Below are 26,586 nucleotides of genomic sequence, written 5' to 3' on the forward strand. Positions count from 1 at the left end.
GACGGGGAGGGTCGGGAGGGGGCGGCCGGGGGTCAGTCCTTGACGGCCCCGGCGGTCACCCCGGCGGCGATGTAGCGCTGGGCGAGGACGAGGATGACCGCGGCGGGCAGCGAGGCCACGACGGCGGTGGCCATGATGGCGTTCCACTCCTGGTTGTTGTTGCCGATGTAGTGGTAGATGCCGAGGGTGATCGGCTCGTGGGCGCCGCCGTTGACGAGGGTGCCGGCGAAGACGAAGTCGGACCAGGACCACAGGAACGCGAAAAGGGACACCGTGACGACGGCGTTGCGGCTCATCGGCAGGACGACGGACCAGAAGGTCCGCAGAGCCCCGGCTCCGTCGGTCTTCGCGGCCTGGAGCAGTTCGCCGGGGATGCCGGACATGAACGCGGTGAAGATGAGGACGCCGAAGGGCACGGCCAGTGTGGAGTCGGCGACGATCAGGCCGGGGACGGACTGGAGCAGGCCGAGGCTGAGGTAGATGGCGTAGAAGCCCATCGCCATGATGATGCCGGGGATCATCTGGGCGGCGAGCAGGACGAAGCTGAGGATGCCGCCGCCGCGGGGCCGCAGTTTGGCCAGGGCGTAGCCGGCCGGGGCGGACAGGGCGACGGTCAGGACGACGGTGCCCAGGCCGATGACGAGGCTGGTGCCGAGGTAGGGCAGCTGCTCGTGCAGGACCGTGCGGTAGCCGTCCAGCGTGGCGTGGGTGGGGAAGAGGTCGGGTGGGCTCTTGCGCATGTCCCGGTCGGGGGTGAGGGACACGTTGAGCATCCAGTAGACCGGGAAGAGCATGGCCGCGGTCAGCAGGAGTCCGAGGGCGGTCTTCCAGCCGGTGCGGCCGGTGCGTCGGGTCATGACAGCGCCTGCTTTCGCTGGACCTTGAGGTAGATCAGGCCGAACACCAGGGCGGTGACGACCAGCAGGTTGCCGACGGCCGCGCCGGGTCCGAAGGCGGGCAGGAGGTTGCCGAAGCCGAGCTGGTAGGACCAGGTGGCGAGGGTGGTCGACGAGTCCGCCGGGCCGCCCTTGGTCATGATCCAGATGATGTCGAAGACCTTGAGCGTGTAGATCAGGCCGAGGAGCAGGGTGATCGCGGAGACCGGGCGCAGCAGCGGGAAGGTGATGCGCCTGAAGCGCTGCCAGGCGTTCGCGCCGTCGAGCGCGGCGGCCTCGTACAGGCTGGCCGGGATGGACTGCAGGCCGCTGTAGAGCACGACCAGGTTGAAGGGCACGCCGATCCAGATGTTCGCGATGATCACCGAGGTCAGCGACCAGGACGGAGAGGTCAGCCAGTTCACCGGGGCGATGCCGAGGGCGTGCAGGGCGGCGTTGACGACACCCGATTCACTGTTGAGCATCCACGACCAGGTGGACGCCGACACGATCAGCGGCAGCAGCCACGGCACCAGGAACAGCGCGCGCAGGGTGGCCGACAGCCGGAAGTGCCGGCTGAAGAAGACCGCGAGGGCGAGACCGATGGCGTACTGGAAGACCAGGCAGACGCCGGTGAAGAGCGCCGTGTGGAGCAGGGCGGGGGCGAAGGTCGGGTCGTCGAAGACGGCCCGGTAGTTGTCGATGCCGGTGAAGGGCGCGTTGCCCTGGACGAAGGAGCGGACGGTGTAGTCGCGCAGGCTGAGGTCGAGGTTGCGGTAGAGCGGATAGGCGTAGAAGAGGACGAGGTAGAGGGTCACGGGGGTGAGGAACCCCCAGGCGGCCCACTGCGGGGAGGCCGGACGGCGCCGGACGGGCGCGGGGGCCGGGGGCGGGGCGGCGGTGGTCACCCCGCTCCGGGCGTGCGCGGCCAGGTGGTCCGGTGGGTGGGTGGTCTGCTTCATCGGACCCTCGTCACTTCACCGCGGTCTGCGCCGAAGTCAGGGCGTCCTCGGGTGACTTGGCCCCGCTGAGGGCGGACTGGACGGCCTTCCACAGCTGCTCGGAGATCTTCGGGTACCTGATTCCCAGGTCGTCGCTGGTGCGCCCCTTGGCCGACTTGACCGCCGCGACCCAGGGCTTCAGTTCGGCGTTCGCCGCGACCTGCTTGGCCTGCACCTCGCCGGTGGGGGCCACGTAGGACAGGGTGGTGTCGGTGTCGTAAAGGCTCTGGGTGCTGGTCAGGCAGGTCGCCAGCTTCCGGGTGGTGGCGTAGCGGCCGGTGTCGCCCTGGGTGGGGATGGTGACGAACTCGCCTCCGGTGGGCGCCGCTGCGCTGCCTCCGTCGGCGCCCGGTATCGGCAGGACGCCGTAGTCGAAACCGGCCTTCTTCGCGTTGGCGAGTTGCCATGTGCCGTTCTCGGCGAAGGCGTAGTCGCCGCCGGCGAACTCCTGCCAGCTGGTGGTCTGGGTGTTGTTGATGACGGAATTGGGGGCGTAGCCCTCCTTCAGCCAGTCCTTCCACAGCGACAGGGCGGACACGGCCTGCGCGGAGTCCAGTGCGGTCAGCTCGGCTCCCGCGCCCCAGAACCACGGCAGGAACTGGAAGCTGCCCTCCTCCGTGCCGATCGCGGAGAAGGTGATGCCCTTCTTGCCCGCCGCCTTCACCTTCGCCAGCGCCGCCGTCAGCGACTTCCAGTCCTTCACCGAGGCGATGTCCACCCCGGCTTCCTTCAGGACCTTCTTGTTGTAGTAGAGGGCGAGGGTGTTGGCGCCGATCGGGGTTCCGTAGGTCTTGCCGTCCGACTGGCCCGCGGCGAGCAGGTTGGGGTCGACCTTCGAGGTGTCGAGCTCGTTGTCCTCGGTGCTGGTGAGCACGCCGGCCTCGGCCAGGGTCGACACGACGGGGTTGTCGACGATGAGGATGTCCGCGGAGTTGTCCTGCTGGGCGGCCAGCAGCGCCTTGTTCGCCAGGTCGCTGGTGTCGTAGCCGGTCCTCTTGATCTTCACCCCGGCCTTGGCGCCGCACGCGTCCAGCAACTTCACCCAGGCCGAGCCCTTCGCGAACTGCGGGTAGGGGTCCCAGACGGTGTACGTGCCGCTGTCCGAGCCCTTCGCGTCGGCGCTGCCCGACCCGGAGGAACAGGCGGCACCGGTGACGGCGACGACGGTCGACAGGGCCACCGCGGTGAGCCGGCGCCTTGAGGAGCTGTGCATGGCGGGTCCTTCGTTCTGGGCACACGGGTGCCGTGGGAGGGGCGGCTGGGGGGAAGCGGGCACTCCGAACGGGCGAGGGTGAGGGGTCGGGTGCGCGTGAGGGAGGAGCGGAGCGAGGTGGCTGTGCGGTGCGGGTGCGGTGCGGTGCGGTCAGACTTCGGAAAGGGCGGTGCCGGTCGCGGGTCCGGTGCTGGCTCGCAGCGAGATCGGCGGCGCGAGCAGATGGTGCCGGGGCGGCGCGGCGGGGTGCTCGATCCGCTCGACGAGCAGGTCGACCGCGCGCCGGCCCATCACCTCGGCCGGTACGTCGGCGGCGGTGAGCTGCGGGGTGACCGTCTCCGCCCACCGGCTCGCGACGACCCCGGTGACGGAGAAGTCGCGAGGTACATGACGGCCCGCCTTCGCGAGCCCGCGGTACAGGCCGCCCAGTGCGGCCTCGTTCAGGGTGACCAGGGCGGTGGTGGCCGGGTCGTCGTACAGGATGCGCTCCAGGCAGGCCTGGCCGGAGGCCGCGTCGTCCCCGCAGCAGTACGCCCGTACCGTGAGCCCGCGTTCGGCCGCGGCCTTGGTGAAGCCGTCCAGGCCGCGCTGGGCGGACTCGTATCCGGCGCGCAGCAGTTGCTCGGGCCGGTTGACGAAGGCGACCCGGCGGTGGCCGAGGTCGGCGAGGTGGTGGACGCAGGCGGCGGCGAGCGCGGTGTGGTCCAGGCTCACCCACCAGCCGTTCTCCGGGTGGGCGGTGCGGCCGATGGCTACGGCGGGGAAGTCCAGCTCGGCCAGGTGGTCGACCCGGTCGTCCTCCAGCCTGATCTCCATCAGGATCGCCCCGTCGACCCTCCGCTCCCCCAGCAGCCGCTGGAACGACCGGTCGCTGTCGACGCCGCTGGGCGACAGCAGCACGTCGTAGTCGTGCACCGCCGCCGCCTCCACCACACTGCCGATGAAGTCCAGCTGCATCCCGGTGTAGTGGTTGCCCGCGGGCGGGAAGACGAGGCCGATGGTGCTGGTGCGCCCGTTGGCCAGGGCTCGCGCGCTGGCGTTGGGCCGGTACCCCAGATCGTCGATGACCTGCTGGATCTTGCGACGGGTCTCCTCCGACACCGAGCGCTTGCCGCTCAGCGCGTAGGACACGGTGCTCCGGGAGACACCGGCCCGCTTGGCGATCTCACCGATGTTCACGGGGCTGGCTCCTTGCTCGAACCGGTTCGACTCCTTGCCGGAAGGAGTGCTCGCCGGTTTTGCGTGTGAGGGGTGGGACAGGCGCGACGCGCGGCTGTCGAACCGGTTCGCGTGAAGTGAAGGTAGGAACTACCGGCAGGCATGTCAACATCCTGGGCGGCACTGTCTCGATCCGCTTGGGGAGCGGGCATCTCCTCGTGCCGCAGGGATTGCTGGGCGGGTTTCCCGGTGCTAGCTTCGCGAACCGGTTCGACGAAGTGATCCTTCCGGCGAACCCGGGCTGCTTCCGTGCCCGTGGGGAAGCGAGGAGCCGCCTCCACCATCCTGAGACGTGCTCGCGGTTCGGTCCGTCGAACCGATTCGACTTCCCTTCGACCTCGCTGCACCCACTGCTCGCCCGGCCGTCACACGCAGGAGCGGCCGGCCCGGTCCGGCCCGGAACCGCGTACCGCCGCTCCCGAAGCCCCCAGCCGCCGACTCCCACCACCGCCCCCTCAGAGATCGAGGACACCCTCCATGCCAACCGCTGACAGATCCGCCCGGCGGCGCGCACCCGCCGCCGTGACACTCGCGCTCGGCGCGGGCCTGCTGGCCGCACCGGCCGCCCCCGCGCAGGCGGCTCAGGCGCCCGAGCCCGCCGCCCGTTACACCTTCGACCAGGACGACATGGCGTCCGGGAAGATCACCGACAGTTCCGGCAACGGACTGACGGCGGACCTGGTGAACGGATCGACCGCCCGGTCCGTCGAGGGCACCGGCGGAGGCAAGGCCCTCGCCCTGCCCGGCGGCGCGTCCGACACCGAGGGCGCGTATGTGCGCCTCCCCCGCGCCGTGGTCGGCGACGCCACCGACCTGACGGTCTCCGCGCGCGTGAAGTGGAGCGCCGGCACATCGTCCTGGCAGCGGATCTTCGACCTGGGCACGAACACCACCAAGTACCTCTTCAGCACGCCGTACAACGGCAGCGGGCTGTTCCAGACCTCCGTGACCACCGGCGGTGGAGGCGCCGAGGCCCAGGTGCGCGGCTATGCGCCGCTGCCCGCCGACGAGTGGCGGACGGTCACCGTCACCCTCGACAGCTCCGCCGGCCGGCTCACCACGTACCTCGACGGTGTGGCGGTCTCCGCCGCGAAGACCGGCATCAAGGCCAAGGATCTGCTGGACGCCTCGGCCACCGCCGCCGGGTACATAGGCAAGTCCTTCTACCCGGACCCGTTGCTCAAGGGCGCGATCGACGACTTCACCGTGTGGCACGCGGCTCTGAGCCCCGAGGAGGTGGCCGGTACCGTCGGGTCCGTGCCGACCCTCCAGGAACTCTCGAAGACGTCCTTCGAGGCCCGCACCACGACCGGGACCGCCCCGTCGCTCCCCGTCGCCGTCCGCGCCTCCTTCTCCGACGGCTACGACCGCGACACGCCCGTCACCTGGGACGACGTCCCCGCCGACAAGTACGCCGCGCCGGGCACCTTCACGGTCGCCGGGACCGCGGCCGGACGCGCCGTGAAGGCCACCGTCACCGTGGTCCGCGAGGGGCAGCTCACCGTCGACCTCGGCTCGGACACCGGCGCGTTCCACGGCGGCGCCTCCGGCACCCTGTACGGCGTGTACGGACCGGACGTGCCGACCAACAACCTCATGGAGGGCATGGGCCTGCGCACGGTCTCCACCAAGGCGCAGGACGGCCCGCAGCACCCCGGTGCCGACGCCCTGGAGGTGGTCGAGCCGCTGGCCGACTCCACCGACGGTGACGTGTACATCTACATGACCGACATCCACCGCGGCTTCCCCTACCAGTGGCCGGGCGACACCCCCGCGGAGAAGCTCAAGACCTACGAGGAGAAGGTCGCCAAGCAGGTCGACCAAGTCCTGAAGCTACCGAAGCAGTACCAGGACAACGTCGTCTTCGTGCCGTTCAACGAGCCCGAGGGCAACATGTTCGGCACCGGCGAGTGGAGCTACGACAAGGTCAGCTGGCTCAACGACCCGGACGACTACTTCGCCGCCTGGGACCGGATGTACAAGCTCATCAAGGGCAAGATGCCGGACGCCCGCATCGCCGGACCCAACACCAGCATCCTGTACAACCAGGTGAAGGGCTTCCTCACCCACACCCTGGCCGCCGGTACCCTCCCGGACGTCATCACCTGGCACGAGCTGAGCCACCCGGAGGCGGTGCGCCAGAGCGTCGCCAAGTACCGGGCGTGGGAGAAGGACCTTTTCAAGGGCACCGACCGCGCGGGCACCCAACTCCCGATCAACATCAACGAGTACGCCTTCAACTACCACACCTCGGTCCCCGGCCAGATGATCCAGTGGGTGTCCGCGATCGAGGAGTCCAAGGTCGACGCGGACATCGCGTACTGGAACATCGACGGGAACCTCTCCGACTCCGCCGTGCAGTCCAACCGTGGCAACGGCCAGTGGTGGCTGCTGAATGCGTACGCCTCGATGAGCGGGCACACGGTGAAGGTGACCCCGCCGTTCCCCGGCGAGAACTACACCATGCAGGGCGTCGCCACGCTCGACGAGAAGAAGAAGCAGTCCCGGCTGGTCTTCGGCGGCTCCACCGGCAAGGGCCACATCGTCTTCGCCGGCGTACCGAAGACTGTCTTCGGCAAGCGTGTGCACGCCTGGGTGCGGGAGATCGAGTGGAGCGGGCAGATCGGCGACTCGTCCGGCCCGAAGCTGCTCGCCGAGTCGAACCTGAAGGTCGGCGCGGACGGCACGGTCACGCTCGACTTCGGCGACGGCACCCTGCCGAAGCTCAAGGAGTCCTCGGCCTACGAGGTGGTCCTCAGTCCGGCCGGCGAGGCGAAGGGCACGCAGGACCCGCCCGTGCGCTGGCAGTCCTCCTACGAGGCGGAGGACGCCGCGCACAGCGGCTCCGGCTGGTCGAAGAACGGGCCGGAGGGCTCGCCGCGTGACGTGTCGAAGTTCTACACCTCCGGCGGCTACGACGTCGGCGGCCTGCGCACCGGCTCGGACGTCACCCTCGACTTCACCGTGGACGTGCCCGAGGACGGCACCTACGACCTGAGCGTCTTCGCCAACTCCCTCAACACCTTCGACAAGGTCAAGGAGCAGGGCCCGACCAACGTCTTTCTGCGGGTGGACGGCAAGGCCGGCAGCGAGCAGGAACTGCACCTGCCGCTCGGCTACAAGTGGGTCGTCTGGGACCACACGGACACCAAGGTGCAGCTCACCAAGGGCAAGCACACCCTGACGCTCGCCGCGAAGAGCGCCGACGGCAAGCGCGCCACCCAGGGCGACGCGATCGTCGACCGCCTCACTCTCGCCCTCCCCCGCGCCTCGGCGGACACCCAGGTCTACGAGGGTGAACTGGCCTGGCCGGCGAACGGCGCACGTCCCGTCTACGACCTTCCGAAGCCGGCGGCGACCGGCTCCGGCGCGGTCCGGCTCGCCAAGGGTCAGAGCGCCACGTTCTGGGTCTACTCGCCGGCTGACCGCGAGGCCACGCTCAAGGTCGACACCCTGGGCGGAAGCGGCGCCCGGCTCGCCGTCAACGGCCATGACGTCCTGCGACTGGCCAAGGGCAGTACGCGTGCGGCGGTCTCCCTGTCCGGCGGTGTCAACAAGGTGACCGTGACCGGGGGTTCGGCCACGACCCTCGTCGACCGTCTCACGGTCACCCCGACCGAGGGCACGCTGCCGACGCGCACGTACGAGGCCGGGGAGGCGCGGCTCGCGGGCTCGGCCACGCTCACCCCGCTCTCCCTCGCCACCGGCGGCACGGCGATCACGGGCGTCGGCGGCGCCCCCGGCAACGGCAACACCGCGACGTTCACCGTCACGGCCGACCGGGAGGGCCTGTACGCGCTGCGCATCCGCTACTCCAACCCGGAGCAGTCCGAGGCCACCCACTACAACCCCGACCCGCTGGCCCGGCACGCCGACATCAGCGTCAACGGCGGCGCGGCGCGGCGCGTCGGATTCCCGCACAGCTTCCACCAGAACAACTTCTGGGAACTGACCGTCCCGGTGCAGCTGAAGAAGGGGAAGAACACGATCGGCTTCCGCTCCGAGGAGCTGCCGAACTTCGACGGCACCACCTACGCCTCGGACACGTTCCCGGGCGTGCTGCTCCGCTCCCGCTACGCGCCGCTGATCGACCGGATCACCGTCGCGCCGTATGCGCGGGAGGTGCGCTGAGGTAGTTCATTCGCTGAGGTCATCTCCTCCTGGAGGCGCCGCGGGAGCGCCGTGAGGCGGGGCAACTCCGGGTAGCCGCGTTCGTCGTCCCTGACAGCTGTCAGGGACGACGAACGCGGTTGGGTGCCTAGGGTCGGCCACAGGCGACGCCAGACCGGGCAACGGGCGGCTGTGCCGCATTCGTTGTCGCGCTTTCGGTGAGCCCCGGGTGGCCTGATGCGCCCCGGGGTCGGTGAGGAGCAGTCCGTGCGGTTCGACCGGCGTCTTTCCACCGTCGCGGGCGTTCTCCTGGCGCTGGCCGTGGCTCTGACGGGCTGTGGGGCGGTGGCGGAGCCCGCTGCCGGGACACGTCCGGCTGCGCCCGGGGGCGCGCCCCTCACCGAGGCGCAGCTCGCGGTGATCGACCGGGCGGAACTGGTGCTGACCAAGAAGTGCATGGCCCGGCACGGTCACCCCTTCTGGGTGGCCGCCTCGATGCGCGCGGACGAGCTGCGCGCGCCGGGATACGTGCTGGACGACGTGGGCTGGGCCCACCGGCACGGCTACGGCGGACGCATCCAGCGCAAGGCCCTCGCCACCAAACGGCACGACCGCAACATCGCCTACCGGGCAGGTCTGTCCGAGGCGGAAGCCCGGGCCTACGTCCGCGCGCTCTCCGGCGGCCCCGGCTCCGAGCTGCTCACCACGTCCCTGCCGGGCGGCGGAAAGGTCCGGGTGGGCAACGGCGGCTGCGAGGCCGAGGCGCGGAAGCGGCTCTACGGCGACCCGTCGGTCTGGTTCCGGGTGGACAAGGTCGCGACGAATCTGACGCCCCTCTATGTGCCGCGGCTGCTGCGCGACGAGCACTTCACGAAGGCGCAGCGGCGCTGGGCCGCGTGCATGCGCCGGGCCGGGCACTCCTACCCCGACCCCACAGCGATCCGTGCGGCGCTGCCCCGGCTCACCCAGGACCTCGACGCCGGCCGCGCGCACGCCACGGAGGTGCGGCTCGCCGTCGCGGAGGCCACCTGTGCCCGCGAAACGGGCTTCGCCGAGACGGCCCGCCGGCTGGAGCGGGAGCACAGCGCTCCGGTACGCGCCCGGTACGCGCGGGACATCGCCACGCGTGACCGTCTCCAGAGGGCGGCACTGGCCCGGGCCGAGCGGCTCCTCGGCGAGTAGAGCCCCCGCGGCGCACCGCCGCGGAACACTCAAGACACAGGAGAGTCATCCATGCGCAAGGCACGACACCTTCTGGCGACACTGGTCACCACGGCGGCGCTCGGACTCGCCCTCCCGCTGCCGTCCGCCCACGCGGCGGGCAGCGCCGCGACGGGGGCCGGCTGTGACGCCGAGTACTTCAAGTACAAGGGCGACGGCAAGGTCCGCGCGTACCACGAGACCGACTGCCGCGTCCTCCTCGGCGCCGACGCGGGTGACGACCCCAACTGGGGTGACGGCGCGGGCCAGTTCCAGGGCGGCGACAACGACAACGCCTTCTCGGTCCTCAACACCGGCACCTACTCCGGCGGTTACGACGTGGTCGCCTTCTACGTCAGCACCGACTACGACTGGCAGCGCGGCGGTTACAGCTGCCTGAAGCGCAGCGAGATCTACGTGGACGACCTCGCCCGCAACGACAGCACCGGCGGCTACCCCATGTGGTACAACATCAGCTCCCACCGATGGGTCACGGAGAGCGCCTGCGCCAAGTTCATGAGCTGACCTGCGCTCCACCTCCCCGCCGCACCAGGACAACGGCTGCGGCGGGCCTCAGCGGCCCGGCAACGCCCACATGCAGTACGCCTCCGGACACTCGAGGCAGAGACGCCGAGGCCCGTGCGTCAGGCGGCTCCGGCGAGCAGCCGGCACGGCAAGGCCCGCTCCCCCACGGTGTGGTCGTCCTCGTCCTGCACTCAGTACAGACACGCTCCCCGCCTCCGGCTGACGGCTTCCTCCAGGCGTCCCTCCACGAAGAGCGCCCCCACACCGTCCTCGACGGCCCACCCGGGGGACAACATGCCGGTCGCCACGGCTTCTCGGTACGAGGTGCGGCGCCCGGGTTCGCTGTCGTAGTGCGGGCACACCGAGCCCGGCAGGAGACCCAGGCCGTCCTGGAGAAACGTCAGCGGGCCGAAGGAGTCGGTGTGGGAGCCCCGGGCCCAGCAGTTGGCGCCGGCGCTGATCCCGCACAGCAGCGTTCCACGGTCGTAGGCGTCGCACAGTAAGCGGTCGACCCCGTGCGCGCGCCAGACCGCCAAGAGGTTCGCGGTGTTGCCGCCACCGACGTAGACCACGTCCTGGCTCAGCAGGAACGTCCGCAGGGAGTCGTCGTCCAGCTGTCGCCGGAACAGTGGCAGAACGGACGGCTCGCAGTCGCGTGGCTCGAACGCGCTCAGGAACTGGTCGACGTAGGCGGGTGCGTCACCACTGGCTGTGGGGACGAAGCACACTGCGGGGCGGCTGCTCCTGGCATGGCTGAGCAGCCAGTCGTCCAGCAGTCCGTCCTCGTCCGTCGAGAAGCCTCCGCCGAGGAGTGCCACGCCGCGAGCCGGGCCGCCCATCAGCCGTTCCTTTCCACCGTTTCGCCGCTCCTTCGACGTTCGCGGCGGCGGTTGTGCGTGTTCAGTCGAGGCAGAACTCGTTGCCCTCGATGTCCTGCATCACGATGCAGGACTCGTTGTCCTCGTCGGCCTCCAGCAGTCGCTGGCGTACCGCGCCGAGGGCGACCAGGCGGGTGCATTCGGCTTCGAGTGCGGTCAGGCGCTCCTCGCCCACGAGTCCGGTGCCGACGCGTACGTCGAGGTGCACCCGGTTCTTGACGACCTTGCCCTCCGGGACGCGCTGGAAGTACAGGCGCGGGCCCACGCCCGTGGGGTCGAGGGCCAGGAACCAGGCCCCTCGCTCCTCGGGCGGCAGGGAGCGATGGAAGTCGTCCCACGTGGTGAAACCCTCCGGCGGCGGCGGTACGACGTACCCGAGCACCTCGCACCAGAAGCGAGCGACCCGCTCGGGTTCCGCGCAGTCGAAGGTGACTTGAATCTGCTTGACCGACGGCATCGGGCCACCGTAGCAAGGAGCCCTGACGCTCACATCGGGTTTTTGATCAGCGCGCTGATGCGGCGAATGTGACGCGCACACGGACCTCGCCCTGCGCACAGCGATGAGTTTCATCAACGTGCCGGGTCTATTGGTACGTGGGGCACCGCAGGCCGCCGCAGGTGAAGGTGCCGGTCTCGCCACGGCCCACGCGCGCCGATCGGCCTCTCGTGAGGAGCACGACATGACCGCTGTCTACACGTTCGACGTCTTCTCCAGCCTCGACGGCTTCGGGGTCGCCGGTGGCGACTGGACCGGCTACTGGGGCAAGCAGGGGCCCGAGCTGCTCGACCACCGCCTCGCCCTCTACGGCGGGGAGCAGCGGATGGTCTACGGAGCCAACACGTTCCGGGCCTTCGCGGAGATGCTGGCCTCGAGCACCGGGGAATCCGACGTGCGGGACCCCTGGGTCACACGGATGCGGAACCTTCCCACAACCGTCGTGTCGACGACGCTGGAAGGCCCCCTCGACTGGCCGGACGCGACGGTGGTCAGCGGCGACGCCGTAGACGTCGTGGCCCGGCTCAAGTCGGAGTCGGACGTGCCGTTGCGCTCGCACGGCAGCCTGTCGTTGAACCGGGCGCTGATGGCCGCCGGCCTGGTAGATCGCCTGCAGGTGACGCTGTTCCCCGTCATCACCGGCCGCTCGGGGCTGGATCCGGTCTTCCGGGATGCGGCCGACTTCGATCTGGAGCTGGTCGAGCATCGCACGCTCGACGGTCACGTCCAGGAGCTCGTCTACCGGCCCACCCCGCATTGACCGGGCGTGGCCGAAGGTACGGATCGAGTCCGCTGCGACCGGTAGCCTCTCGCCATGGACGGACTGCCCCCGAGTGTGGACCACGACATCCTGGCGCACCGCAGCATCGCCGCGATCGCGACGATCCGCGATGCCCTGGGCTGCACGGTTCATCAGGCTGTCGATACGTATGCGCAGCGGTACGAGGAGCTGCGCCGCGACCGGCCGGGTGACTTCCGGCAGCAGCCGGGCCGTGACCGGCCCGACGACGACGCCCGGCCGCGCCCGGACGACCAGGGCCGCTGACGGCCCCGGGTCCGGGCTCCCGCCGTCAGGCGTTGGCGTGCCGGCGCCAGGCCGGCCTCCGGGGAGCGGCATGGTGCACGGGCTCCTCCGCACCGTCGTCGCCCTGCGCACGCTTCAGCCACAGGACGGTCAGGCCCAGCAGAGCGACGAAGACCACCAGGAACGCCACCGACACCCACATCGGCCGGCCCCCGGGGTCGTCCCATCCCGCCGACACGGCCGAGGCCGCCCACAGGACGGCGCCCCCGGCGTAGAAGGTGCGCATGCGGCGCAGCTGCCGCAGGGCTCGTACGGATGCCACGTGATCGGTTTGCGAAGCCATGCCGACGCAGGTACCCCGGAACGCGCTCCCTATCGGCCGTGACTTGCTGGATTCGCTCCTGCCCCGCTGGTGGGTAGGCCATAGTTGAGACTGCCATGGAAGGGCCGGGTCGCCGGCCAGGGGTGGGTCGGGGGGCCTGTGAGCGACTTTGACCGGATCTTCGAACCTCGGTACTCGGCGACCGAGTTGTTCACCAACCGTGTCGACGAGTACACGGCCTTCGCCACGGCACTCCGTGTGCACGGCGAGCGCGTCCGCGCCGGATCCACGGCTCTGGGGCATCCCGCTCGGCGGAACGTCCTCTCCTTCTACGGCATCGGCGGCATCGGCAAGACGGAGCTGTCGCGGCGTCTGGAGTCGTGGGCGCGGGGCGAGTTGTCCGATCCCGGTGACTGGGCGGGGAACGTGCCGCCCGAAGGCCCGCTGCACTCGGTGCGGATCGACTTCCACGGAAGCCGAATCGTCAACGCGGTGGACATCGTGCTGCGGCTGCGCGCCGCGGTCGCCGCCCGGGGGCGTCGCTTTCCCGCCTTCGACCTCGGCCTCGCCGCCTGGTGGTCACTGGCCCGCCCGGGAACGGCGCTGCCCGACCTGTCCGCCGGTGGTTTCGACGTCCGGGGGCAGATCACCGACACCCTCAACGAGACGCTCAGCGACGCCGGGGCGAGCTTCGGGCTCGGTCCCCTCACGGTCCGCACGGGCATCCGCATCGTCGAGGCGGTACGCGAGAACCGGCTCCGCAACCGGACGCTGCGCAGGTGCGAGCCGCTCGTCCACATCATGAACCAGACCCAGCAGGATCCGTCGGACTATGTCGCCGCGACGCTCGCCGGGCTGTTGTCATGGGATGTGGAGAACCTCGCCGCCGACAAGCGGCCGATCGCGGTCGCCTTCGCCGATGCCGCCGAGTACGTCCAGGGTGACGACCGTGCCCAGGAGCGTCTGTTCAACCGCATCGTGCACCTCACGCCGGGTGTGCTGTGGGTGGTCACGTCCCGTAACCGGCTGGACTGGGACTCGCCGCACCTCAACCAGTTGCTGCCCGCGACCGGCCCGCAGACCTGGCCGGGTCTGCGGCTGGAGACGCGGGAGGATCCCCGTCAGCATCTCGTGGGCAAGCTCTCCGACACCGACGTGGAGCAGTACCTGCGGGCCGCGTCGGGGACGGCGGGCAATCCGGAACTGGCTCCCGATGTGATCGCCCGGATCCGCGGCGGTGCGCACGGCCTGCCGCTGTACCTCAGCCTGTCGTTGTCCATCGCCCGCGCCGGGCAGGGAGAACGGCTCCCGGCGGCCGCCTTCGGCGGGCCCCTGCCGGAGCTCGCCACCCGTGTCTTCGCCAATCTGCCGGAACGGGAACGCGAGCTTGCCCGTGCCGCCAGTCTCGTCCCCCGCTTCGACGAGGACCTGATCAACCAGGCGACGGACGGGCTGATCGGGGACACGCACCGGTTCTGCCACCGCACGCTGGTGACCCGGGACGACCATCCGCTGTTCCCCTACCGACTGCACGACGCGGTGCGCGCCGCCATCGCCCACGAGTCGGTCGACGAGCCCGGAGCCTGGGCGCCCGACGACCGTACGGCCATGGCCCGGCGGCTGGTGGAAACGCTCGGAGCACGCAGCAAGTCCCTGCTGGGGGACAGCAACCGCCGGCTGGACGTACTGGAGCTAGCGGCCGGCCTGTGCGCGGACCACGACCTGGTCGCGCCCTGGCTGGCCGACGCGCTCACCGATCTGCCGGGGTTCGCCAGGACGGCGGAACGGCTGCCGCCGCCTTCGGCCGACAGCTGGACGGGGCAGCTTTCCGGCATGTTCGAGGCATGGCGTCAGGGGAGGTCCGGGTTGCGGCGGATCGCCTGCCTGGAGGAGTTCCTGGCGCAGCCGGTGCTGCGGGCGGACGTCCGGGCCCTCGCAGAGCTCAGGCTGGCCTATCTTCACAGGACCCGCTCCGCGTTCGACCCGTCTCTGCGACTGCTCAAGGGTTTGCTGGCGCAGACGCCCGAGTCGCAGTTCCTGCGCTACCAGGTCGCCCGCGGGCTGCAGATCAAGGGGGACTTCGACGCCCTGCATCGGCACCTGTCCGACTATCCCCTCGTCGATCCCACCACGGCACTGCGTATCAACAGCGACCTGGCCTATCTCCGTGGTCTCCTGGGCGAGTCGGTCGCCGGGCCGGTGACCCGCGCCGCCTACCTCCGCGAGGAGGGCAAGCACCAGTTGGCGCTTGACAACGACGCGACCGTCCTGTGGCGCAGAACCCTGATGGGCCGCAGTACACCGGAGGAGTGTGACACCGTCCTCTCCGAGGCCGACCGGTACGGCGAGACGCTGACCATGCGCACGGCTCTCGCGGCCAAGCTGATTTGCTCGGCAGGAGACATCTCCGCGGCTCAGGACGTCATCGCCCAGACCGACAGTGTCATCAGGACCGCCTCGGGGTTGCGCGGATGGCGCGAGTGGACGAGCAGAACGGTGTTCGGCCTGCGCCAGGGCGACCGTGGCTACCTCGACCAGCTCCATGAGACATGGCTCTCGAGGAACACCCCCTGGAGCCTCAACTCCCATGTGGTGGACCGCTTCTTCGTGTTCGCCGGCTACCCGGCCCGCTTCGGCCCTGTGCAGGTCATCCCCACGGAGGACCCGGCAACAGCCGACCGACGGTGGTACACCACGATCGCGTCCCTTCTCGAGAACCCGCAGCCCGGGCCGGGTTAGGCGGGGCCGTGGCCGGTGTGCCGCCGGCGCGCGACATGGCGGGTCTAAATCGGCGGTCATCTCGACCCGGTCCGGGAGGATGCGAGCGCACGCCCAGACACGGACCCGGGCGAGGTCGCGGCCGTCGCAGGGTTCCACGGCCCCGTGAGCGCCGGCGGGCCCGAGAGCCTGCGCCTCCTGCTGTCCCAGGCGTCGACCACAGCTCGGGGATCTACCCCGGCACCGCCCACGGCTTCACGATGTCCGGCACCGACGCCTTCGACCCCGCCGCGCCGCGCCGCCACTGGGACCGGCCGCTCCCGCTCTCGGAACGCACCCTGGCCGCACCGCGACCGCCCCTCAGGGACTGTCGCCGCGATAGTGGAAGCGGCAGGCCACTCCGGGTCCGGGTGCCCGCGGCTCGCCGTGACCGGGGTCGTACAGCGCGCGGCCGCCGGGGAACTGCCCGAGTTCGGTGGGCAGCGCGGCACCCGCGTCGATCTCGTCCGGCGTCCAGCCCGTGACGTCCAGCAGCAACCCGTCCAGCGGCCCTCCGACGAGGTGGGCATAGGTCTTCCCGGTGCGGGGCCCCGGGTCGGGGTCGTCGTGGTCGTGGCCGTAGACCCGGCCGCGCAGGAGTTGCTCGTCGCCGTTCATCCGTCCAGCGTCGCAGCCACCACTGACAACGCGGGTCGGCCGGGTGTCGGGGGCAGCGGGCCACGGGCGGGAGAAACCGGCAGCCCCGCGTGCCGGGGACGAAATCGTGGGCGTCGCGCGCACCGGGGCCCATGATGAAGACATGACCGACCGTGACGAATTCCTGGAGTGGGTCACGACCGACCTGTACGAGGCGGAACTCGCGCTGCACAACGGCGACGCGGCTCCCCGCCGGGCACTGTGGTCGCGCAACGAACCGGTGAGCGTCCTGGGAGCGTGGCGCAACGCCCACGGGCAGCAGGAGCTGGACGAGCTCTTCACCACCCTCGGCGGGAGCTTCTCGGACTGCACGTCGTACGTCTTCGAGTTGCAGGCGTACGACGTCGCCGGAGACATGGCCTACACGGCCGGTCTCGAGCACACCTCCGCCTCCGTCGACGGAGCGCCGCGTACGTACACCTTGAGGGCCACCCAGGTGTACCGCCGGGAGGAGGGCCGGTGGAGGGTGGCCCACCGTCATGGCGACGCCGTGCGCGAGTGAGCGTGCCGGGTGTTCTCCGGGGCCGCCGTCCATGGAGTGATGCCGTCTATGGAGTGATGCCGTCGATCAGGTGGGAGACCAGGGCGACGACGAACGCGTCGGTCACCGGTTCGTCCGGGACGAGCATCCGGTGGTAGACGGCGCCCCACAGCTGGTCGACGAGGATCTGCACGTCGACGTCGTCCCGGATCTGCCCCTGCTCCTTGGCGCGCAGCAGCCGCTCCCCCGCGAGTCGCCTGCGTTCGGAGGAGTACAGGGAGCGGAACGCGGTGGCCAGGTCTTCGTCGGTCTGGGACTGTCCGATCAGCTCGGTCACCACCCGCCCGGCCGGTGTGCCGGTCATGAGGCGCGCGAACGCACGCAACTGGCTGGTGAGGTCGGCGCGGATGTCGCCGGTGTCCTCGAAGGCGAGGGTCTCCTCGACGGCGTGGAAGTAGCCGTCGAGGGCGAGGGCGCCCTTGGAGGGCCACCACTTGTACAGGGTCGTCTTGCTGACACCGGACAGGCGGGCCACCCGCTCGAAGGTCAGGTCGGCGATGCCCTCCTCCATGAGCACCTCTCCGACGACGCGGAAGACGTCCGCGCGGACCTCGTCGGCCGGGCGGCGCCCACGACCGCGGGCCGGACGCCCGGCGGCGTCCTCGGCCTGCTGCGTCACGATGTCTCTCCCTCATGCGTTCCGGATGGGATCAGTCCAGGAAACCGTACGGGCGTACGGGCGCACGCCTCGGCCCGGGGGTCATGCCAGGCCGCCGTTGGTGTAGAGGACCTGCCCGTTGACCCAGCGGGCCGGGCCGGCGAGGAAGGCGACCGACTCGGCGACATCGCGGGGCTCGCCGAGCCGCTCCAGCGGGGTGGTCTCGGCGAAGTGGGCGATGGTGGCCTCGTCCTTGCCTTCGAGGAACAGTGGGGTGGCGACCGGGCCGGGTGCGACGGTGTTGACGGTGATGTCCTTGCCGCGCAGTTCGCGGGCGAGGATGAGCGCGATGCTCTGCACGGCGGCCTTGCTGGCGACGTACGCCGCGTAGGTGGGCAGCTGGGTGCGGGTGACCGAGGTGGACACGTTGATGATCGCGCCGCCGCTCCGCACCCGGCGGGCGGCCTGCTGGGCGACGACGAAGGTGCCGCGGATGTTCGTACGGTGCATCCGGTCCAGGTCGTCGAGGTTCATCTCGGCGATCGGCGCGAGCACCATGATCCCGGCGGTGTTGATCACGACGTCGATCCCGCCGAACGCCGTCTCCACCGCTTCGAAGGCCGTTTCCATCTGCTGCTCGTCGGCGACGTCACCGCTGACCGCGATGGCCTCGCCGCCGCTCGTGGTGATCTCCTCGACGAGCGCTTCTGCCTTGGCCTTGTTGCCCGCGTAGTGCACGGCGAGGGCGAAGCCGTCCGCGGCGAGCCGCTCCACGACGGCCTTGCCGATGCCGCCGGATCCGCCGGTGACGAGCGCGACGCGGCGCGTGGTGGTCCGAGGTGTGCTGGTCATGGGCTTCTCTCCTGGGCGAGATAGGGACGCCAAGATGTGGACGCTGAGTCCATATAAGCATCATATGAACGCCACGTCCACATCTTCGCCAAGATCCTTCGCCTGGGGCGCCAGCAGTACAGGCAGCGAGATCAGGTCAGGCGACGGCGGTGCCTTCGAGTTCGACCAGCTGGCCGGGGACGGCCAACCGTGTCACCCCGAGCATCGTGGTGGCCGGGGCCACCCCGGCGGCCCCCAGGCGCGACGCCAGCACGCCGTAGTGCGGGAACAGCCGATCCACGTCGGTGGTGTAGACGTTGAGCCGGACCAGGTTCGCCAGGGACATGCCCGCCTCGGCGAGCACGGCTTCCAAGTTGTCGATGCTGAGGGCAAGTTGCGCGGCCATGTCCCCCTCGTGCAGGGGCTTGCCGTCACCGCTCATCGCGGTCTGTCCGGAGCAGTACAGGGTCCGGGTGTGCCCGGTGACCGTCTCACCCTGGTTGAAGCCCATCTCCAGCGACCATGTCACCGGGTTGATCGCCGTACGTTCCACTGCCACATCAGCTCCATTCGACGCATGGGGAGTTCGACGGCCAACGGCGTGGGATGCGCCCTGGGCGTCGACGTCCTCGGTGGTCAAGAGCCTGCCAACGAATCATGACACCCTTCGTCATGTATTCGATAGGGTCCTCGCATGCGCGCCGATCGGCTGGTCTCGCTGGTGCTGCTGCTGCGTCAGCGTGGTCGGATGACCGCGGACACGCTGGCCCGCGAACTGGAGGTGTCCACCCGTACGGTGCTGCGCGACATCGAGGCACTGTCCGCTGCCGGTGTCCCGGTCTACGCCGAACGCGGCCGCAACGGCGGCTTCGCGCTGCTGCCCGGTTTCCGGACCGAGCTCACCGGACTCAATCACGACGAGACCGTCGCCCTGCTGACCGCGGGAGCGGGGCGCGGCGAGCAGGTGTTCGGCCTCGGCCCGGCGCTCGCCTCGGCGATGCGCAAGGTGACCGACGCGCTGCCCGAAAGCCATCGCGCCAGCGCGAGCGACGCGGCCCGGCGTTTCCTCGTCGAGCCGGAGACCGACCTGCTCTCACGCCGGCCGGCCCAGGAGGTGGCCCGAGCGACGATGAGCGAGATCCGGCGCGCGGTGCTCGCCGGGCACCGGCTGCGCATCCACTACACCGCGACGGGCCAGGCGCCGCGGTGGCGCACGGTGGACCCGATCGGCCTGGTCACGGTGCGCGACCGGAGTTACCTGCTGGCCACCAGATCCGGCGCGGACCGCACGTACCGCCTGTCGCGGGTACGGGCCGCCGAGATGCTTCCCGAACCGGCCCGGCGACCCGAACAGGTCGATCTGGACCGGGCCTGGCGGGAACGCTGCGCGCGGTTCCTGTCCGCCGACCACATCGTCGTGTCGGTACGGGTGACCCCGCGGCGGCGGGAGGACCTGCTGAGCAGCGCCGTCGCCGTACGCGCCACGACACCCGACCCGGACGGCAGGCTGCGGCTGGAGGTGACGTACCAGGATCTGCGGCACGCCGAGTGGGCGTTGTGGCAACTCGGCACGGATGCGGAGGTCCTGGCCCCGGGGGCGTTGCGCACGGCCCTGCACGACCGTGCCACCGCGATCGCGTCCCTCTACACAGACGTGGACCGAGCCGTCCGACACGAACAGGACGGGCCCCTCCCTCGACCAATATGAATTCAATCCCGGCGGCATTCAGTTGCTCGTCAAGGCGCCCCTAGCATCGAGCCCTCCGCGTGAGGGACGCGCCAGGAGGACCAAGGAGTGCGCCAGATGAGAGTGCCGCCGAGACCTGCCCGGACCAGACGCCTCAAGTTCGTTTTCCCCGCCGTCGTATCCACCGCTCTCGCCGTGTCCACGCTGTCGGCTCCTGTCGCGGCCGCCGCGGCCACCCAGGGACCGGCGCCCGCCGCGTGTCCGGCGAACCTGGAGGACTCGGCGAGCTGCTACACCGGGCGGAGTACGGACGGCGCCTACTACGCCATCGCCGTACCCGAGAAGTGGAACGGCTCTCTGGTCCTGCACGCACACGGCGGGCCGGACCTGGGCGAGGAGTCCGATCCCGAGCGCAGCATCGGCGACCTGGAACGCTGGTCGGTCATGGTGGAGCAGGGTTACGCGTGGGCCGGTTCCTCCTATCGCCGGGGCGGCTACGGAACCAGGATGGCCGCGGCCGACACGGAGAGCCTGCGCCGCCTCTTCACCGAGACGTTCCACCAGCCGAAGCGGACGTACCTCCACGGCCAGTCATGGGGCGGCAACGTCGCCGCGAAGATCATCGAGAGCTACGGCTCCGAGAAGCACGGCAGCCCCTACGACGGCGCGCTGCTCACCAACGGCGTCCTCGGCGGCGGCTCCCGCGGCTACGACTATCGCGTGGACCTGCGCGTGGTCTACCAGTACTACTGCCGGAACCACCCGCGACCGTCCGAGGTGCGGTATCCGCTGTGGGAGGGGCTGCGTGCGGGTTCGACGATGACGACGACCGGCCTGCGCGCACGGCTCCAGGAGTGCACCGGCCTGTCGTCGCCGCCTGAGGAGCGCACCGCCCTTCAACAGCGCAACCTCGACGACATCCTCACCGTCACCAGGATTCCGGAGCGGACCCTGGAATCGCACCTGAGGTTCGCCACGTTCACGTTCCGCGACATCGTGCACAACAGGCTGGGCGGGCGGAACCCCTTCTCCAATCAGGAGATCGTCTACTCCGGCTCCCATGACGACGCCGCTCTCAACGCGGGCGTCGAGCGCTTCGCCGCGGACCCCACGGCGGTGCGGGACCTCTCCTACGACAGCGACATCACCGGGAAGGTCTCGATTCCGGTCCTCACGCTCCACGCGATCGACGATCCGACGGCGTTCGTCGAGCACGAGGCCGCGTACCGGGCGAGTCTGCGCGGAGCCAAGCGCGACCAGCACCTCGTGCAGACCTTCACCGACGAGCACGAGCACAGCGGGCTGAGCACGTCGGAGTACGCCAACTCCATCTCGGCGCTGGACGCATGGGTGCGCAGCGGGAAGAAGCCGACCCCGGCCTCGATCGCGGCCTCCTGCCCCGCGTTCGACGCCTCGTACGGTACGGGCTGCTTCTACAGGCCGGGCTTCACGCCCGCTCCGTACGCCACACGCGTGAACCCACGCCCCGGCGGTCTGAACTGGCCGGCCCTGACGGCCCGCCAGGAGAGGAAGTGGAGCCGGCTGCCTTCGGTGGGCATCGCGCCCTGAGGTCGGCATCCCGGAACGCCGTTCCAGGCACTCTGCAGCTGTGCTGGTCAGCGCCTGTTTCAGTGTTCCGGCGTCCCGAAGTGACCGCATTGTGTGGCGGGTGGGACGGATCGCGGAGAACGCTGAGGTCGTCCGAGCAACCCGCTGGACAGACCACCTCGCACCATGGAGAACTCGATGCGTTCGCGCCTTGCCGCCCCCTCCGCCCGCCTCGCCCTCGCCGCCGTCGCGGCGGTCGCCGTCACCGCCGCCGCGGCCGGTACGGCCACCGCAACGGCCGACAGCCGCAGCGCCACCGTGCGGGCCTGTGCGACCAAGGACCTGAGCTTCAAGGTCAGCCTGAAGACGCAGGCGGGCGGCTACTACCTCGTCACGGCCAAGGCCAAGTCCGGTGTCACCTGCTACCTGGAGGGCGTCTTCCCCTCCGCGTCCTTCGGCTCCTCCGCCGACACCGAGGTGGCGCCCGCCGAGCACGCGGTCAGCGACCGGGTCACCCTGTCCGGGTCCACCGCCGCCTACGCCGGCATCAACCCCAAGACCACGAACGACGACTTCGGCAAGGAGTTCGACTTCCTGCACCTCTCCGTCGCGGGCGACGAGACCAACGCCGTCACCCTGACCCTGCCCGAAACGGCCAAGGTCGACCGGCCCGTCGCCACGAACTGGCACTCCGACCCCGCCGACGCGGTTCCCTTCGCGAACTGACGCCCCGCGCCTGACCTTTCGCGCACCCGCCCCCGTCCGGCGGACACCCTGCCGGCCGGGGGCGCAGCCCCGTCTCAGGCGATCGCGTCCTCGCCCGCGAGCATGCCGCGGCCGGCCGCGAAGAGGCGCGCGCAGCGTCGCGTCATGGCTTCGGGCGACTGGTCGGGGTGGTTGACCCACCAGCGGACCAGTGCGGTGCACAGGCCGCGCCAGGCGTAGGTGAGGGCATCGGCGTCCAGCGGGTCGTCGGATCCCGCCGTTCGCAGGAGGTCGGCGGTGCCGGTCGCGGCGAGGTCGTCGATGGCGCGGCGGTAGTGCGCCGCGCGGCGGGCGGCGTCGCTGCCGGGCGGCAGCGTGGCGTCGTAGAGGACGAACCAAGCCTCGCGCTGTCCGTCGAGCGCGGTGAACAGGGCGTGCAGCACACGCAGGGCGGTGGGCCGGTCCGCGGAGGCGGGTTCGGCCATGGCGGTGCGGATGGCGTGCAGGAGGCGGTCGCCCACAGGGTTCAGGCAGGCGAGGTAGAGGTCCTGCTTGCTGCCGAAGTAGTGGTGGACCAGGGGCTTGGTGACGCCGACCCGGGTGGCGACGGCGGCCACGGTGGTGGCCTCGTAGCCGCGACGGCCGAACTCCTCGGTGGCCGCCGCCAGAACCTGTCGTTCGCGGGCGGCCCTGGGGACTCCCTTGGTGCCGGCCTTCGAGGGTGTTGTCATGGCGCTCATATTACCCTACGGTAATTTTCCGTCGGGTAAATTCCTCGGACCTCGCTGGGAGCACGCGTATGTCCGCCTCACCGTCCGGTCACGGCACCTCCCGCACCCGCTCGTGGTGGGGCTGGGGCTACGCCGGCTCCCACCCGGACGACGCCGAGTGCGTCGCGCTGGGCGCTCTGCTGCCCGGCACCCTGGCCCGCCCGTTGCCGATACCCCGCGTCGCCGACCTGGCGATCGACCGACCCGGGGTGACACCCCCGCCCTCACTCGCGCACCTCGTCAGCACCGACCCCGAGGTGCGCGCCGCCCACGCCATGGGCAAGGCCTACCGCGACATCATCCGGGCGCTGCGCGGCAGGCCGGGCCGCATCCCCGACCTGGTCGCCCACCCGGCCGGCGACCAGGACGTGGCCGACCTGCTGGACTGGGCCGGCGGGCAGGGCGTCGCCGTCATCCCCTTCGGGGGCGGCTCCTCGGTGGTGGGCGGCGTGGAGTACCGCGGTGACGCCCACCGGGCCGTCCTGTCACTGGACCTGACGTCGATGGACCGGGTCCTGGAGATCGACACCGTCAGCCGCTCGGCCCGCATCCAGGCCGGGGCACTCGGCCCCGTACTGGAGGAGCAGGTACGGCCGCACGGTCTCACCCTGCGCCACTTCCCGCAGAGCTTCGAGTTCTCCACCCTCGGCGGCTGGCTGGCCACCCGGGCCGGGGGCCACTACGCCACCGGCCGCACCCACATCGACGACTTCGTACAGTCCCTGCGGGTGGTCACGCCCGCCGGAACCAGTACGTCCCTCCGGCTGCCCGCCTCCGGTGCCGGGCCGTCACCGGACCGGCTGTTCCTCGGCTCCGAGGGCACGCTCGGGGTCATCACCGAGGCGTGGATGCGCCTCCAGGAACGTCCGCGCCACAAGGCGTCGGCGTCGGTGGCGTTCGCCGACTTCACCGGCGCGCTGGAGGCGGTGCGTGATATCGCCCGGTCCGACCTCTCCCCCGCCAACTGCCGCCTGCTCGATCCCGGCGAGGCTCTGCTGTCCGGCGCCTCGCGGGACGGTTCGTCCGTCCTGGTGCTGGGGTTCGAGTCCGCCACCGCTCCCGTCGGCGAGCGCCTCGCGCAGGCCCTGGAGCTGGCGCGAGCATACGGCGGCCGGGGCGGAGTACCGGCCCAGGAGAAGGCGGCCACCTCCCCGGCCGCGGGCGAGGTCCCGGCCGACGCCGCGGTGAGCGCCTGGCGTTCGGCCTTCCTGCGGATGCCGTATCTGCGCGACGGCCTGGCCCGCATGGGGGCCGTCGTCGACACCTTCGAGACGGCGGCCACCTGGGACAGGATCCCCGCCCTGATCGACGCCGTTCGCACCGAGGTCGGCTCCGCCGCCTTGAAGACCACCGGGCACCCGGCTACCGTCAACTGCCGCCTGACGCACGTCTATCCCGACGGCGCCGCGCCCTACTTCACCGTGGCCGTCGCGGGCCGCCCCGGTGAGGAGGTCGGCATCTGGGACGACATCAAGGCCGTCGCGAGCGATGTCCTGCACCGCCATCGCGCCACGATCACCCATCATCACGCCGTAGGCCGCGACCACCGCCCCGGCTACGACCTCCAGCGCCCTGAACCGTTCGCGCTGGCGCTGCGCGCAGCCAAGGACGCCCTGGACCCGCATCACATCCTCAACCCGGGCGTGCTGATCGACTGACCGGGCGCGATGCACGCCCCCGAAGTCAGTAAGTGACCGCAGAGACCCTCGTCTCCCCGGCCATGTCAGAATGCCGACATGACATCGATCCGAAAGGGCAATGCCGCGTAGGCGCCCGAAGGCCGTCCGCGCCGAGCGGTGGCGGCCCCCCAAGTACCCGCCGGTGCGCCGGATTCCTGCCGTCTCGGCCCGAACCCGGGCCGCGGTGCGGCGCGTTGAGGCCGAGCATCTGTGGCCCGACGCGGTCGCCGTCGCCCTCAGCCGCTTCACATGGGCCTTCGCACAACCGGGGCGCTATCTGAGCGGCCCCTACGACAGTCCCGGCATCGAGATCGAAGACGCCCGGGACGACCTGGACGAGGCCCTGCGCTATCTGCCCGCCGGCGCCCGGGCCGATCTGGGTCGCCTGGTGGCGCGCATCGACGCGGAGTTCGAACGCCGCACACTCCCGGATCCGGGTTGGGCGAGCGAGTGGACCGCCGGGCGTTGGTGGTGGTGGCGCATCAGGGAACTGTGAGCCCTGGGGACCCGTGTTGTCCTGATCCGCCGCTGCCATGCTCCAACCCGGTGTAAGTATGGGCGGGTTGGAGGGGAACGGGCCGGTGGAGTTCACCAGGCTTCCCGAACCGCGCAGGCGAGCAGAGGGCTGGCGCACCGGACGGACCGGGCTCCACGAGGCTGCTGATCACCGCCTTCGTGCTCCTGATCGCGGGCTCGCTCCTGGCCGTACGGGCGGCGCACGGGGCCCCGGAACGCGAGATCCTCCTGAGTCGGCAGACCCTGCGGCGCTGGACCGAGCAGGAAGTGGCACGGGTGACGCGGGCACTCGCCTGGGCCTCCCTGTGCTGCGTCGTGGGGGTGAGCCTGGTAACCGGGGCATTTCGGGCGGCACGGTCGCGTTGCCCTGGGAGTCCGTCGTGAGCATGGCACCGGCCAGGACGTGTGGCTGAGTGCCGTGGCCGGGACGCGGGCGGAGTCCGGAGCCGTGAACGCGTTGATCTTGGGCAGACGGTGGAGTGATCTTGCTGTAGTTCCCAGGAGGGGGGATGTCGTGACCGTTCCCACGGCTCGTTCGGCCTTGGTGAGGCGCCGCCGTCACCGGTTCGACCTTCGGTCGACGGCCCTGTTCTTCGTGTTCCTCGCGGTGGTCGTGAGCCTTGTGGGCCTCGCCGCCCGGGTGGCGGCGAGCGCCGTCGAGCGGCGCCCGGCCTGGATGTTCGTACTGGCTCTGATAGGTGTCGCAAGCTGCCTCGCCCTGCGGCGCCGTTGGCGGGTGGCGGGAGCCGCACGTCGGGCCGCGGCCGCGCTCGACGAGGCGGCCAGGGAAGCGGCCGAGCAGCTTCAGGCTCCGGTGGCTCCTCCTGGGAGGGCGCCCGTCGAGACCGTCGCCGTCGACTACGCCGCGCCGGCGCCGGCACCGGCACCGGCGGAGATCATCGACTACTCCGCCCTGACGCCGGAGGAGTTCGAGGAGGCGATCGCCGCTCTCTGCGAACGCGACGGCTGCACCGGCGTCGAGGTCGTGGGCGGCGCCGGGGACCTGGGCGCCGACGTTCTGGCGGTCACGCCGGACGGGCGCCGGATCGTCGTCCAGTGCAAGCGCTACGACGAGTCCCACCGCGTCGGATCCCAGGATCTCCAGCGCTTCGGCGGCACCTGCTTCACCGTGCACGACGCCGATGTCGCGGTCCTGGTCAGCACCAGTGACTTCACGGCGCCCGCGCTGGAGTACGCCGAGCAGTGCGGGATCCTGTGCGTGGACGGGGAGGCCCTCGACGCGTGGACGGCGGGAACCGGCCCCCGACCCTGGGACGTCGCCCCCGAGGCCGGAACGGCCGGCTGTGAGACGGCCGGCGCCGGGTACTGAGCGGTACGCGCCGCCCGGGTCGCCTCCTCCTCTCTCTGAGCGGTACGCGCTGCCCGGCCGGTCGGTAATTCGCTTGATCGCGCACGAGCGGGCCCGGAGGCTTGC

The 26,586-nt window shown here is 70.7% G+C and carries 24 protein-coding genes and 2 pseudogenes; 14 read left to right on the forward strand and 12 right to left on the reverse strand.

Going from position 1 to position 26,586, the window contains the following annotated elements:
• Nucleotides 1-32: 32 nt before the first annotated feature.
• The 4 genes from ACFZDE_RS30905 to ACFZDE_RS30920 form a co-directional block, all read right to left on the reverse strand.
• A complete protein-coding gene (locus ACFZDE_RS30905) occupies nt 33-857 on the reverse strand; it encodes an ABC transporter permease subunit (RefSeq protein ID WP_391001571.1) in 825 nt (274 codons plus the stop codon).
• Nucleotides 854-1,837, reverse strand: a complete 984-nt coding sequence (locus ACFZDE_RS30910) for an ABC transporter permease subunit (protein ID WP_391205429.1) — start codon at nt 1,835-1,837, stop codon at nt 854-856. The genes ACFZDE_RS30905 and ACFZDE_RS30910 overlap by 4 nt, the downstream gene beginning before the upstream one ends.
• 10 nt (nt 1,838-1,847) lie before the next feature.
• Nucleotides 1,848-3,089: an extracellular solute-binding protein gene (locus ACFZDE_RS30915; RefSeq protein WP_391205432.1), complete on the reverse strand. Its 1,242-nt coding sequence runs from the start codon at nt 3,087-3,089 to the stop codon at nt 1,848-1,850.
• Nucleotides 3,090-3,239: 150 nt separating this feature from the next.
• Nucleotides 3,240-4,268 carry a substrate-binding domain-containing protein gene (locus tag ACFZDE_RS30920; protein ID WP_391205436.1) on the reverse strand — a complete coding sequence of 343 codons (1,029 nt, stop codon included), beginning with the start codon at nt 4,266-4,268 and terminating at the stop codon, nt 3,240-3,242.
• 516 nt (nt 4,269-4,784) lie between these two features.
• Here ACFZDE_RS30920 and ACFZDE_RS30925 point away from each other — a divergent pair.
• The 3 genes from ACFZDE_RS30925 to ACFZDE_RS30935 all read left to right on the forward strand — a co-directional run bounded on the left by ACFZDE_RS30925 (nt 4,785) and on the right by ACFZDE_RS30935 (nt 10,142).
• Nucleotides 4,785-8,438, forward strand: a complete 3,654-nt coding sequence (locus ACFZDE_RS30925) for a LamG-like jellyroll fold domain-containing protein (protein ID WP_391205439.1) — start codon at nt 4,785-4,787, stop codon at nt 8,436-8,438.
• A gap of 216 nt (nt 8,439-8,654) precedes the next feature.
• Nucleotides 8,655-9,599, forward strand: a complete 945-nt coding sequence (locus ACFZDE_RS30930) for a hypothetical protein (RefSeq protein WP_391205442.1) — start codon at nt 8,655-8,657, stop codon at nt 9,597-9,599.
• Nucleotides 9,600-9,650: 51 nt separating this feature from the next.
• Complete coding sequence (locus ACFZDE_RS30935; protein ID WP_391001559.1) at nt 9,651-10,142, forward strand: hypothetical protein; 492 nt, start codon at nt 9,651-9,653, stop codon at nt 10,140-10,142.
• Between the two features lie 194 nt (nt 10,143-10,336).
• Here the strand turns inward: ACFZDE_RS30935 and ACFZDE_RS30940 are convergent.
• A pseudogene (locus ACFZDE_RS30940) lies at nt 10,337-10,981 on the reverse strand (Type 1 glutamine amidotransferase-like domain-containing protein); the annotation flags it as partial.
• 61 nt (nt 10,982-11,042) lie between these two features.
• Complete coding sequence (locus ACFZDE_RS30945; protein WP_391001557.1) at nt 11,043-11,477, reverse strand: VOC family protein; 435 nt, start codon at nt 11,475-11,477, stop codon at nt 11,043-11,045.
• Between the two features lie 223 nt (nt 11,478-11,700).
• On the opposite strand from ACFZDE_RS30945, the gene ACFZDE_RS30950 reads away from it, so the two are divergent.
• Nucleotides 11,701-12,276: a dihydrofolate reductase family protein gene (locus ACFZDE_RS30950; protein ID WP_391205445.1), complete on the forward strand. Its 576-nt coding sequence runs from the start codon at nt 11,701-11,703 to the stop codon at nt 12,274-12,276.
• Between the two features lie 54 nt (nt 12,277-12,330).
• Nucleotides 12,331-12,561, forward strand: coding sequence for a hypothetical protein (locus ACFZDE_RS30955; RefSeq protein ID WP_391205448.1), 231 nt, complete (start codon nt 12,331-12,333; stop codon nt 12,559-12,561).
• Nucleotides 12,562-12,586: 25 nt separating this feature from the next.
• On the opposite strand, the gene ACFZDE_RS30960 is transcribed toward ACFZDE_RS30955, so the two are convergent.
• The gene (locus tag ACFZDE_RS30960; RefSeq protein WP_391001551.1) at nt 12,587-12,862 is read right to left on the reverse strand and encodes a hypothetical protein; all 276 of its coding nucleotides are present in this window, start codon (nt 12,860-12,862) and stop codon (nt 12,587-12,589) included.
• Nucleotides 12,863-13,021: 159 nt separating this feature from the next.
• Here ACFZDE_RS30960 and ACFZDE_RS30965 point away from each other — a divergent pair, with 159 nt between their 5' ends.
• Together ACFZDE_RS30965 and ACFZDE_RS30970 are read left to right on the forward strand one after the other, a co-directional pair.
• Nucleotides 13,022-15,601 carry a hypothetical protein gene (locus ACFZDE_RS30965; RefSeq protein ID WP_391205451.1) on the forward strand — a complete coding sequence of 860 codons (2,580 nt, stop codon included), beginning with the start codon at nt 13,022-13,024 and terminating at the stop codon, nt 15,599-15,601.
• Between the two features lie 105 nt (nt 15,602-15,706).
• Nucleotides 15,707-15,924 (forward strand): annotated as a pseudogene (locus ACFZDE_RS30970) (dienelactone hydrolase family protein); the annotation flags it as partial.
• Nucleotides 15,925-15,940: 16 nt separating this feature from the next.
• On the opposite strand, the gene ACFZDE_RS30975 reads toward ACFZDE_RS30970, so the two are convergent.
• On the reverse strand, nt 15,941-16,237 hold the full coding sequence (locus ACFZDE_RS30975; RefSeq protein ID WP_391205454.1) for a hypothetical protein: 297 nt from the start codon (nt 16,235-16,237) through the stop codon (nt 15,941-15,943).
• A 142-nt stretch (nt 16,238-16,379) separates the two neighbouring features.
• On the opposite strand from ACFZDE_RS30975, the gene ACFZDE_RS30980 reads away from it, so the two are divergent.
• Nucleotides 16,380-16,778, forward strand: a complete 399-nt coding sequence (locus ACFZDE_RS30980) for a DUF4440 domain-containing protein (RefSeq protein ID WP_391205457.1) — start codon at nt 16,380-16,382, stop codon at nt 16,776-16,778.
• A 46-nt stretch (nt 16,779-16,824) separates the two neighbouring features.
• Here the strand turns inward: ACFZDE_RS30980 and ACFZDE_RS30985 are convergent, their stop codons facing one another.
• The 3 genes from ACFZDE_RS30985 to ACFZDE_RS30995 all read right to left on the reverse strand — a co-directional run bounded on the left by ACFZDE_RS30985 (nt 16,825) and on the right by ACFZDE_RS30995 (nt 18,799).
• Complete coding sequence (locus ACFZDE_RS30985) at nt 16,825-17,436, reverse strand: TetR/AcrR family transcriptional regulator C-terminal ligand-binding domain-containing protein (protein ID WP_391001543.1); 612 nt, start codon at nt 17,434-17,436, stop codon at nt 16,825-16,827.
• Between the two features lie 81 nt (nt 17,437-17,517).
• Complete coding sequence (locus tag ACFZDE_RS30990) at nt 17,518-18,267, reverse strand: SDR family oxidoreductase (RefSeq protein WP_391205460.1); 750 nt, start codon at nt 18,265-18,267, stop codon at nt 17,518-17,520.
• Nucleotides 18,268-18,403: 136 nt separating this feature from the next.
• Nucleotides 18,404-18,799 (reverse strand): Rid family hydrolase, encoded by a 396-nt coding sequence (locus ACFZDE_RS30995; protein WP_391205698.1) that lies wholly within the window; start codon nt 18,797-18,799, stop codon nt 18,404-18,406.
• A gap of 141 nt (nt 18,800-18,940) precedes the next feature.
• On the opposite strand from ACFZDE_RS30995, the gene ACFZDE_RS31000 reads away from it, so the two are divergent.
• The 3 genes from ACFZDE_RS31000 (at nt 18,941) to ACFZDE_RS31010 (ending at nt 22,207) form a co-directional block, all read left to right on the forward strand.
• Nucleotides 18,941-19,954, forward strand: coding sequence for a WYL domain-containing protein (locus ACFZDE_RS31000; protein WP_391205463.1), 1,014 nt, complete (start codon nt 18,941-18,943; stop codon nt 19,952-19,954).
• Nucleotides 19,955-20,050: 96 nt separating this feature from the next.
• Nucleotides 20,051-21,502: a hypothetical protein gene (locus ACFZDE_RS31005; RefSeq protein ID WP_391205466.1), complete on the forward strand. Its 1,452-nt coding sequence runs from the start codon at nt 20,051-20,053 to the stop codon at nt 21,500-21,502.
• A 177-nt stretch (nt 21,503-21,679) separates the two neighbouring features.
• The gene (locus tag ACFZDE_RS31010) at nt 21,680-22,207 is read left to right on the forward strand and encodes a DUF4232 domain-containing protein (RefSeq protein ID WP_391205468.1); all 528 of its coding nucleotides are present in this window, start codon (nt 21,680-21,682) and stop codon (nt 22,205-22,207) included.
• Between the two features lie 74 nt (nt 22,208-22,281).
• Here ACFZDE_RS31010 and ACFZDE_RS31015 read toward each other — a convergent pair whose 3' ends face one another.
• A complete protein-coding gene (locus ACFZDE_RS31015; protein ID WP_391205471.1) occupies nt 22,282-22,917 on the reverse strand; it encodes a TetR family transcriptional regulator in 636 nt (211 codons plus the stop codon).
• Nucleotides 22,918-22,985: 68 nt separating this feature from the next.
• Between ACFZDE_RS31015 and ACFZDE_RS31020 the strand changes: the two genes are divergently transcribed.
• The 3 genes from ACFZDE_RS31020 to ACFZDE_RS31030 all read left to right on the forward strand — a co-directional run bounded on the left by ACFZDE_RS31020 (nt 22,986) and on the right by ACFZDE_RS31030 (nt 26,481).
• Nucleotides 22,986-24,614, forward strand: a complete 1,629-nt coding sequence (locus ACFZDE_RS31020; protein ID WP_391205474.1) for an FAD-linked oxidase C-terminal domain-containing protein — start codon at nt 22,986-22,988, stop codon at nt 24,612-24,614.
• 100 nt (nt 24,615-24,714) lie between these two features.
• On the forward strand, nt 24,715-25,131 hold the full coding sequence (locus tag ACFZDE_RS31025) for a hypothetical protein (protein ID WP_391205477.1): 417 nt from the start codon (nt 24,715-24,717) through the stop codon (nt 25,129-25,131).
• A gap of 534 nt (nt 25,132-25,665) precedes the next feature.
• Nucleotides 25,666-26,481, forward strand: coding sequence for a restriction endonuclease (locus ACFZDE_RS31030; RefSeq protein WP_391205480.1), 816 nt, complete (start codon nt 25,666-25,668; stop codon nt 26,479-26,481).
• Nucleotides 26,482-26,586 lie beyond the last annotated feature (105 nt).

Origin of the sequence: Streptomyces sp. NPDC007929 (assembly GCF_042959065.1) — a bacterium.
Taxonomy (GTDB): Bacteria; Actinomycetota; Actinomycetes; order Streptomycetales; family Streptomycetaceae; genus Streptomyces.

Excerpts from the sequence above, each read along its gene's own strand:
- ACFZDE_RS30910 (WP_391205429.1), bottom strand. The coding sequence starts at position 1,837 with ATGAAGCAGACCACCCACCCACCGGACCACCTGGCCGCGCACGCCCGG.
- ACFZDE_RS30945 (WP_391001557.1), bottom strand. The coding sequence starts at position 11,477 with ATGCCGTCGGTCAAGCAGATTCAAGTCACCTTCGACTGCGCGGAACCC.
- ACFZDE_RS30930 (WP_391205442.1), top strand. The coding sequence starts at position 8,655 with ATGCGCCCCGGGGTCGGTGAGGAGCAGTCCGTGCGGTTCGACCGGCGT.
- ACFZDE_RS30990 (WP_391205460.1), bottom strand. The coding sequence starts at position 18,267 with ATGACCAGCACACCTCGGACCACCACGCGCCGCGTCGCGCTCGTCACC.
- ACFZDE_RS31020 (WP_391205474.1), top strand. The coding sequence starts at position 22,986 with ATGTCCGCCTCACCGTCCGGTCACGGCACCTCCCGCACCCGCTCGTGG.
- ACFZDE_RS30975 (WP_391205454.1), bottom strand. The coding sequence starts at position 16,237 with ATGAACGGCGACGAGCAACTCCTGCGCGGCCGGGTCTACGGCCACGAC.
- ACFZDE_RS30915 (WP_391205432.1), bottom strand. The coding sequence starts at position 3,089 with ATGCACAGCTCCTCAAGGCGCCGGCTCACCGCGGTGGCCCTGTCGACC.
- ACFZDE_RS31005 (WP_391205466.1), top strand. The coding sequence starts at position 20,051 with ATGAGAGTGCCGCCGAGACCTGCCCGGACCAGACGCCTCAAGTTCGTT.
- ACFZDE_RS31010 (WP_391205468.1), top strand. The coding sequence starts at position 21,680 with ATGCGTTCGCGCCTTGCCGCCCCCTCCGCCCGCCTCGCCCTCGCCGCC.
- ACFZDE_RS31015 (WP_391205471.1), bottom strand. The coding sequence starts at position 22,917 with ATGACAACACCCTCGAAGGCCGGCACCAAGGGAGTCCCCAGGGCCGCC.
- ACFZDE_RS31025 (WP_391205477.1), top strand. The coding sequence starts at position 24,715 with ATGCCGCGTAGGCGCCCGAAGGCCGTCCGCGCCGAGCGGTGGCGGCCC.
- ACFZDE_RS31000 (WP_391205463.1), top strand. The coding sequence starts at position 18,941 with ATGCGCGCCGATCGGCTGGTCTCGCTGGTGCTGCTGCTGCGTCAGCGT.
- ACFZDE_RS30950 (WP_391205445.1), top strand. The coding sequence starts at position 11,701 with ATGACCGCTGTCTACACGTTCGACGTCTTCTCCAGCCTCGACGGCTTC.
- ACFZDE_RS30955 (WP_391205448.1), top strand. The coding sequence starts at position 12,331 with ATGGACGGACTGCCCCCGAGTGTGGACCACGACATCCTGGCGCACCGC.
- ACFZDE_RS30925 (WP_391205439.1), top strand. The coding sequence starts at position 4,785 with ATGCCAACCGCTGACAGATCCGCCCGGCGGCGCGCACCCGCCGCCGTG.
- ACFZDE_RS30980 (WP_391205457.1), top strand. The coding sequence starts at position 16,380 with ATGACCGACCGTGACGAATTCCTGGAGTGGGTCACGACCGACCTGTAC.
- ACFZDE_RS30935 (WP_391001559.1), top strand. The coding sequence starts at position 9,651 with ATGCGCAAGGCACGACACCTTCTGGCGACACTGGTCACCACGGCGGCG.
- ACFZDE_RS30905 (WP_391001571.1), bottom strand. The coding sequence starts at position 857 with ATGACCCGACGCACCGGCCGCACCGGCTGGAAGACCGCCCTCGGACTC.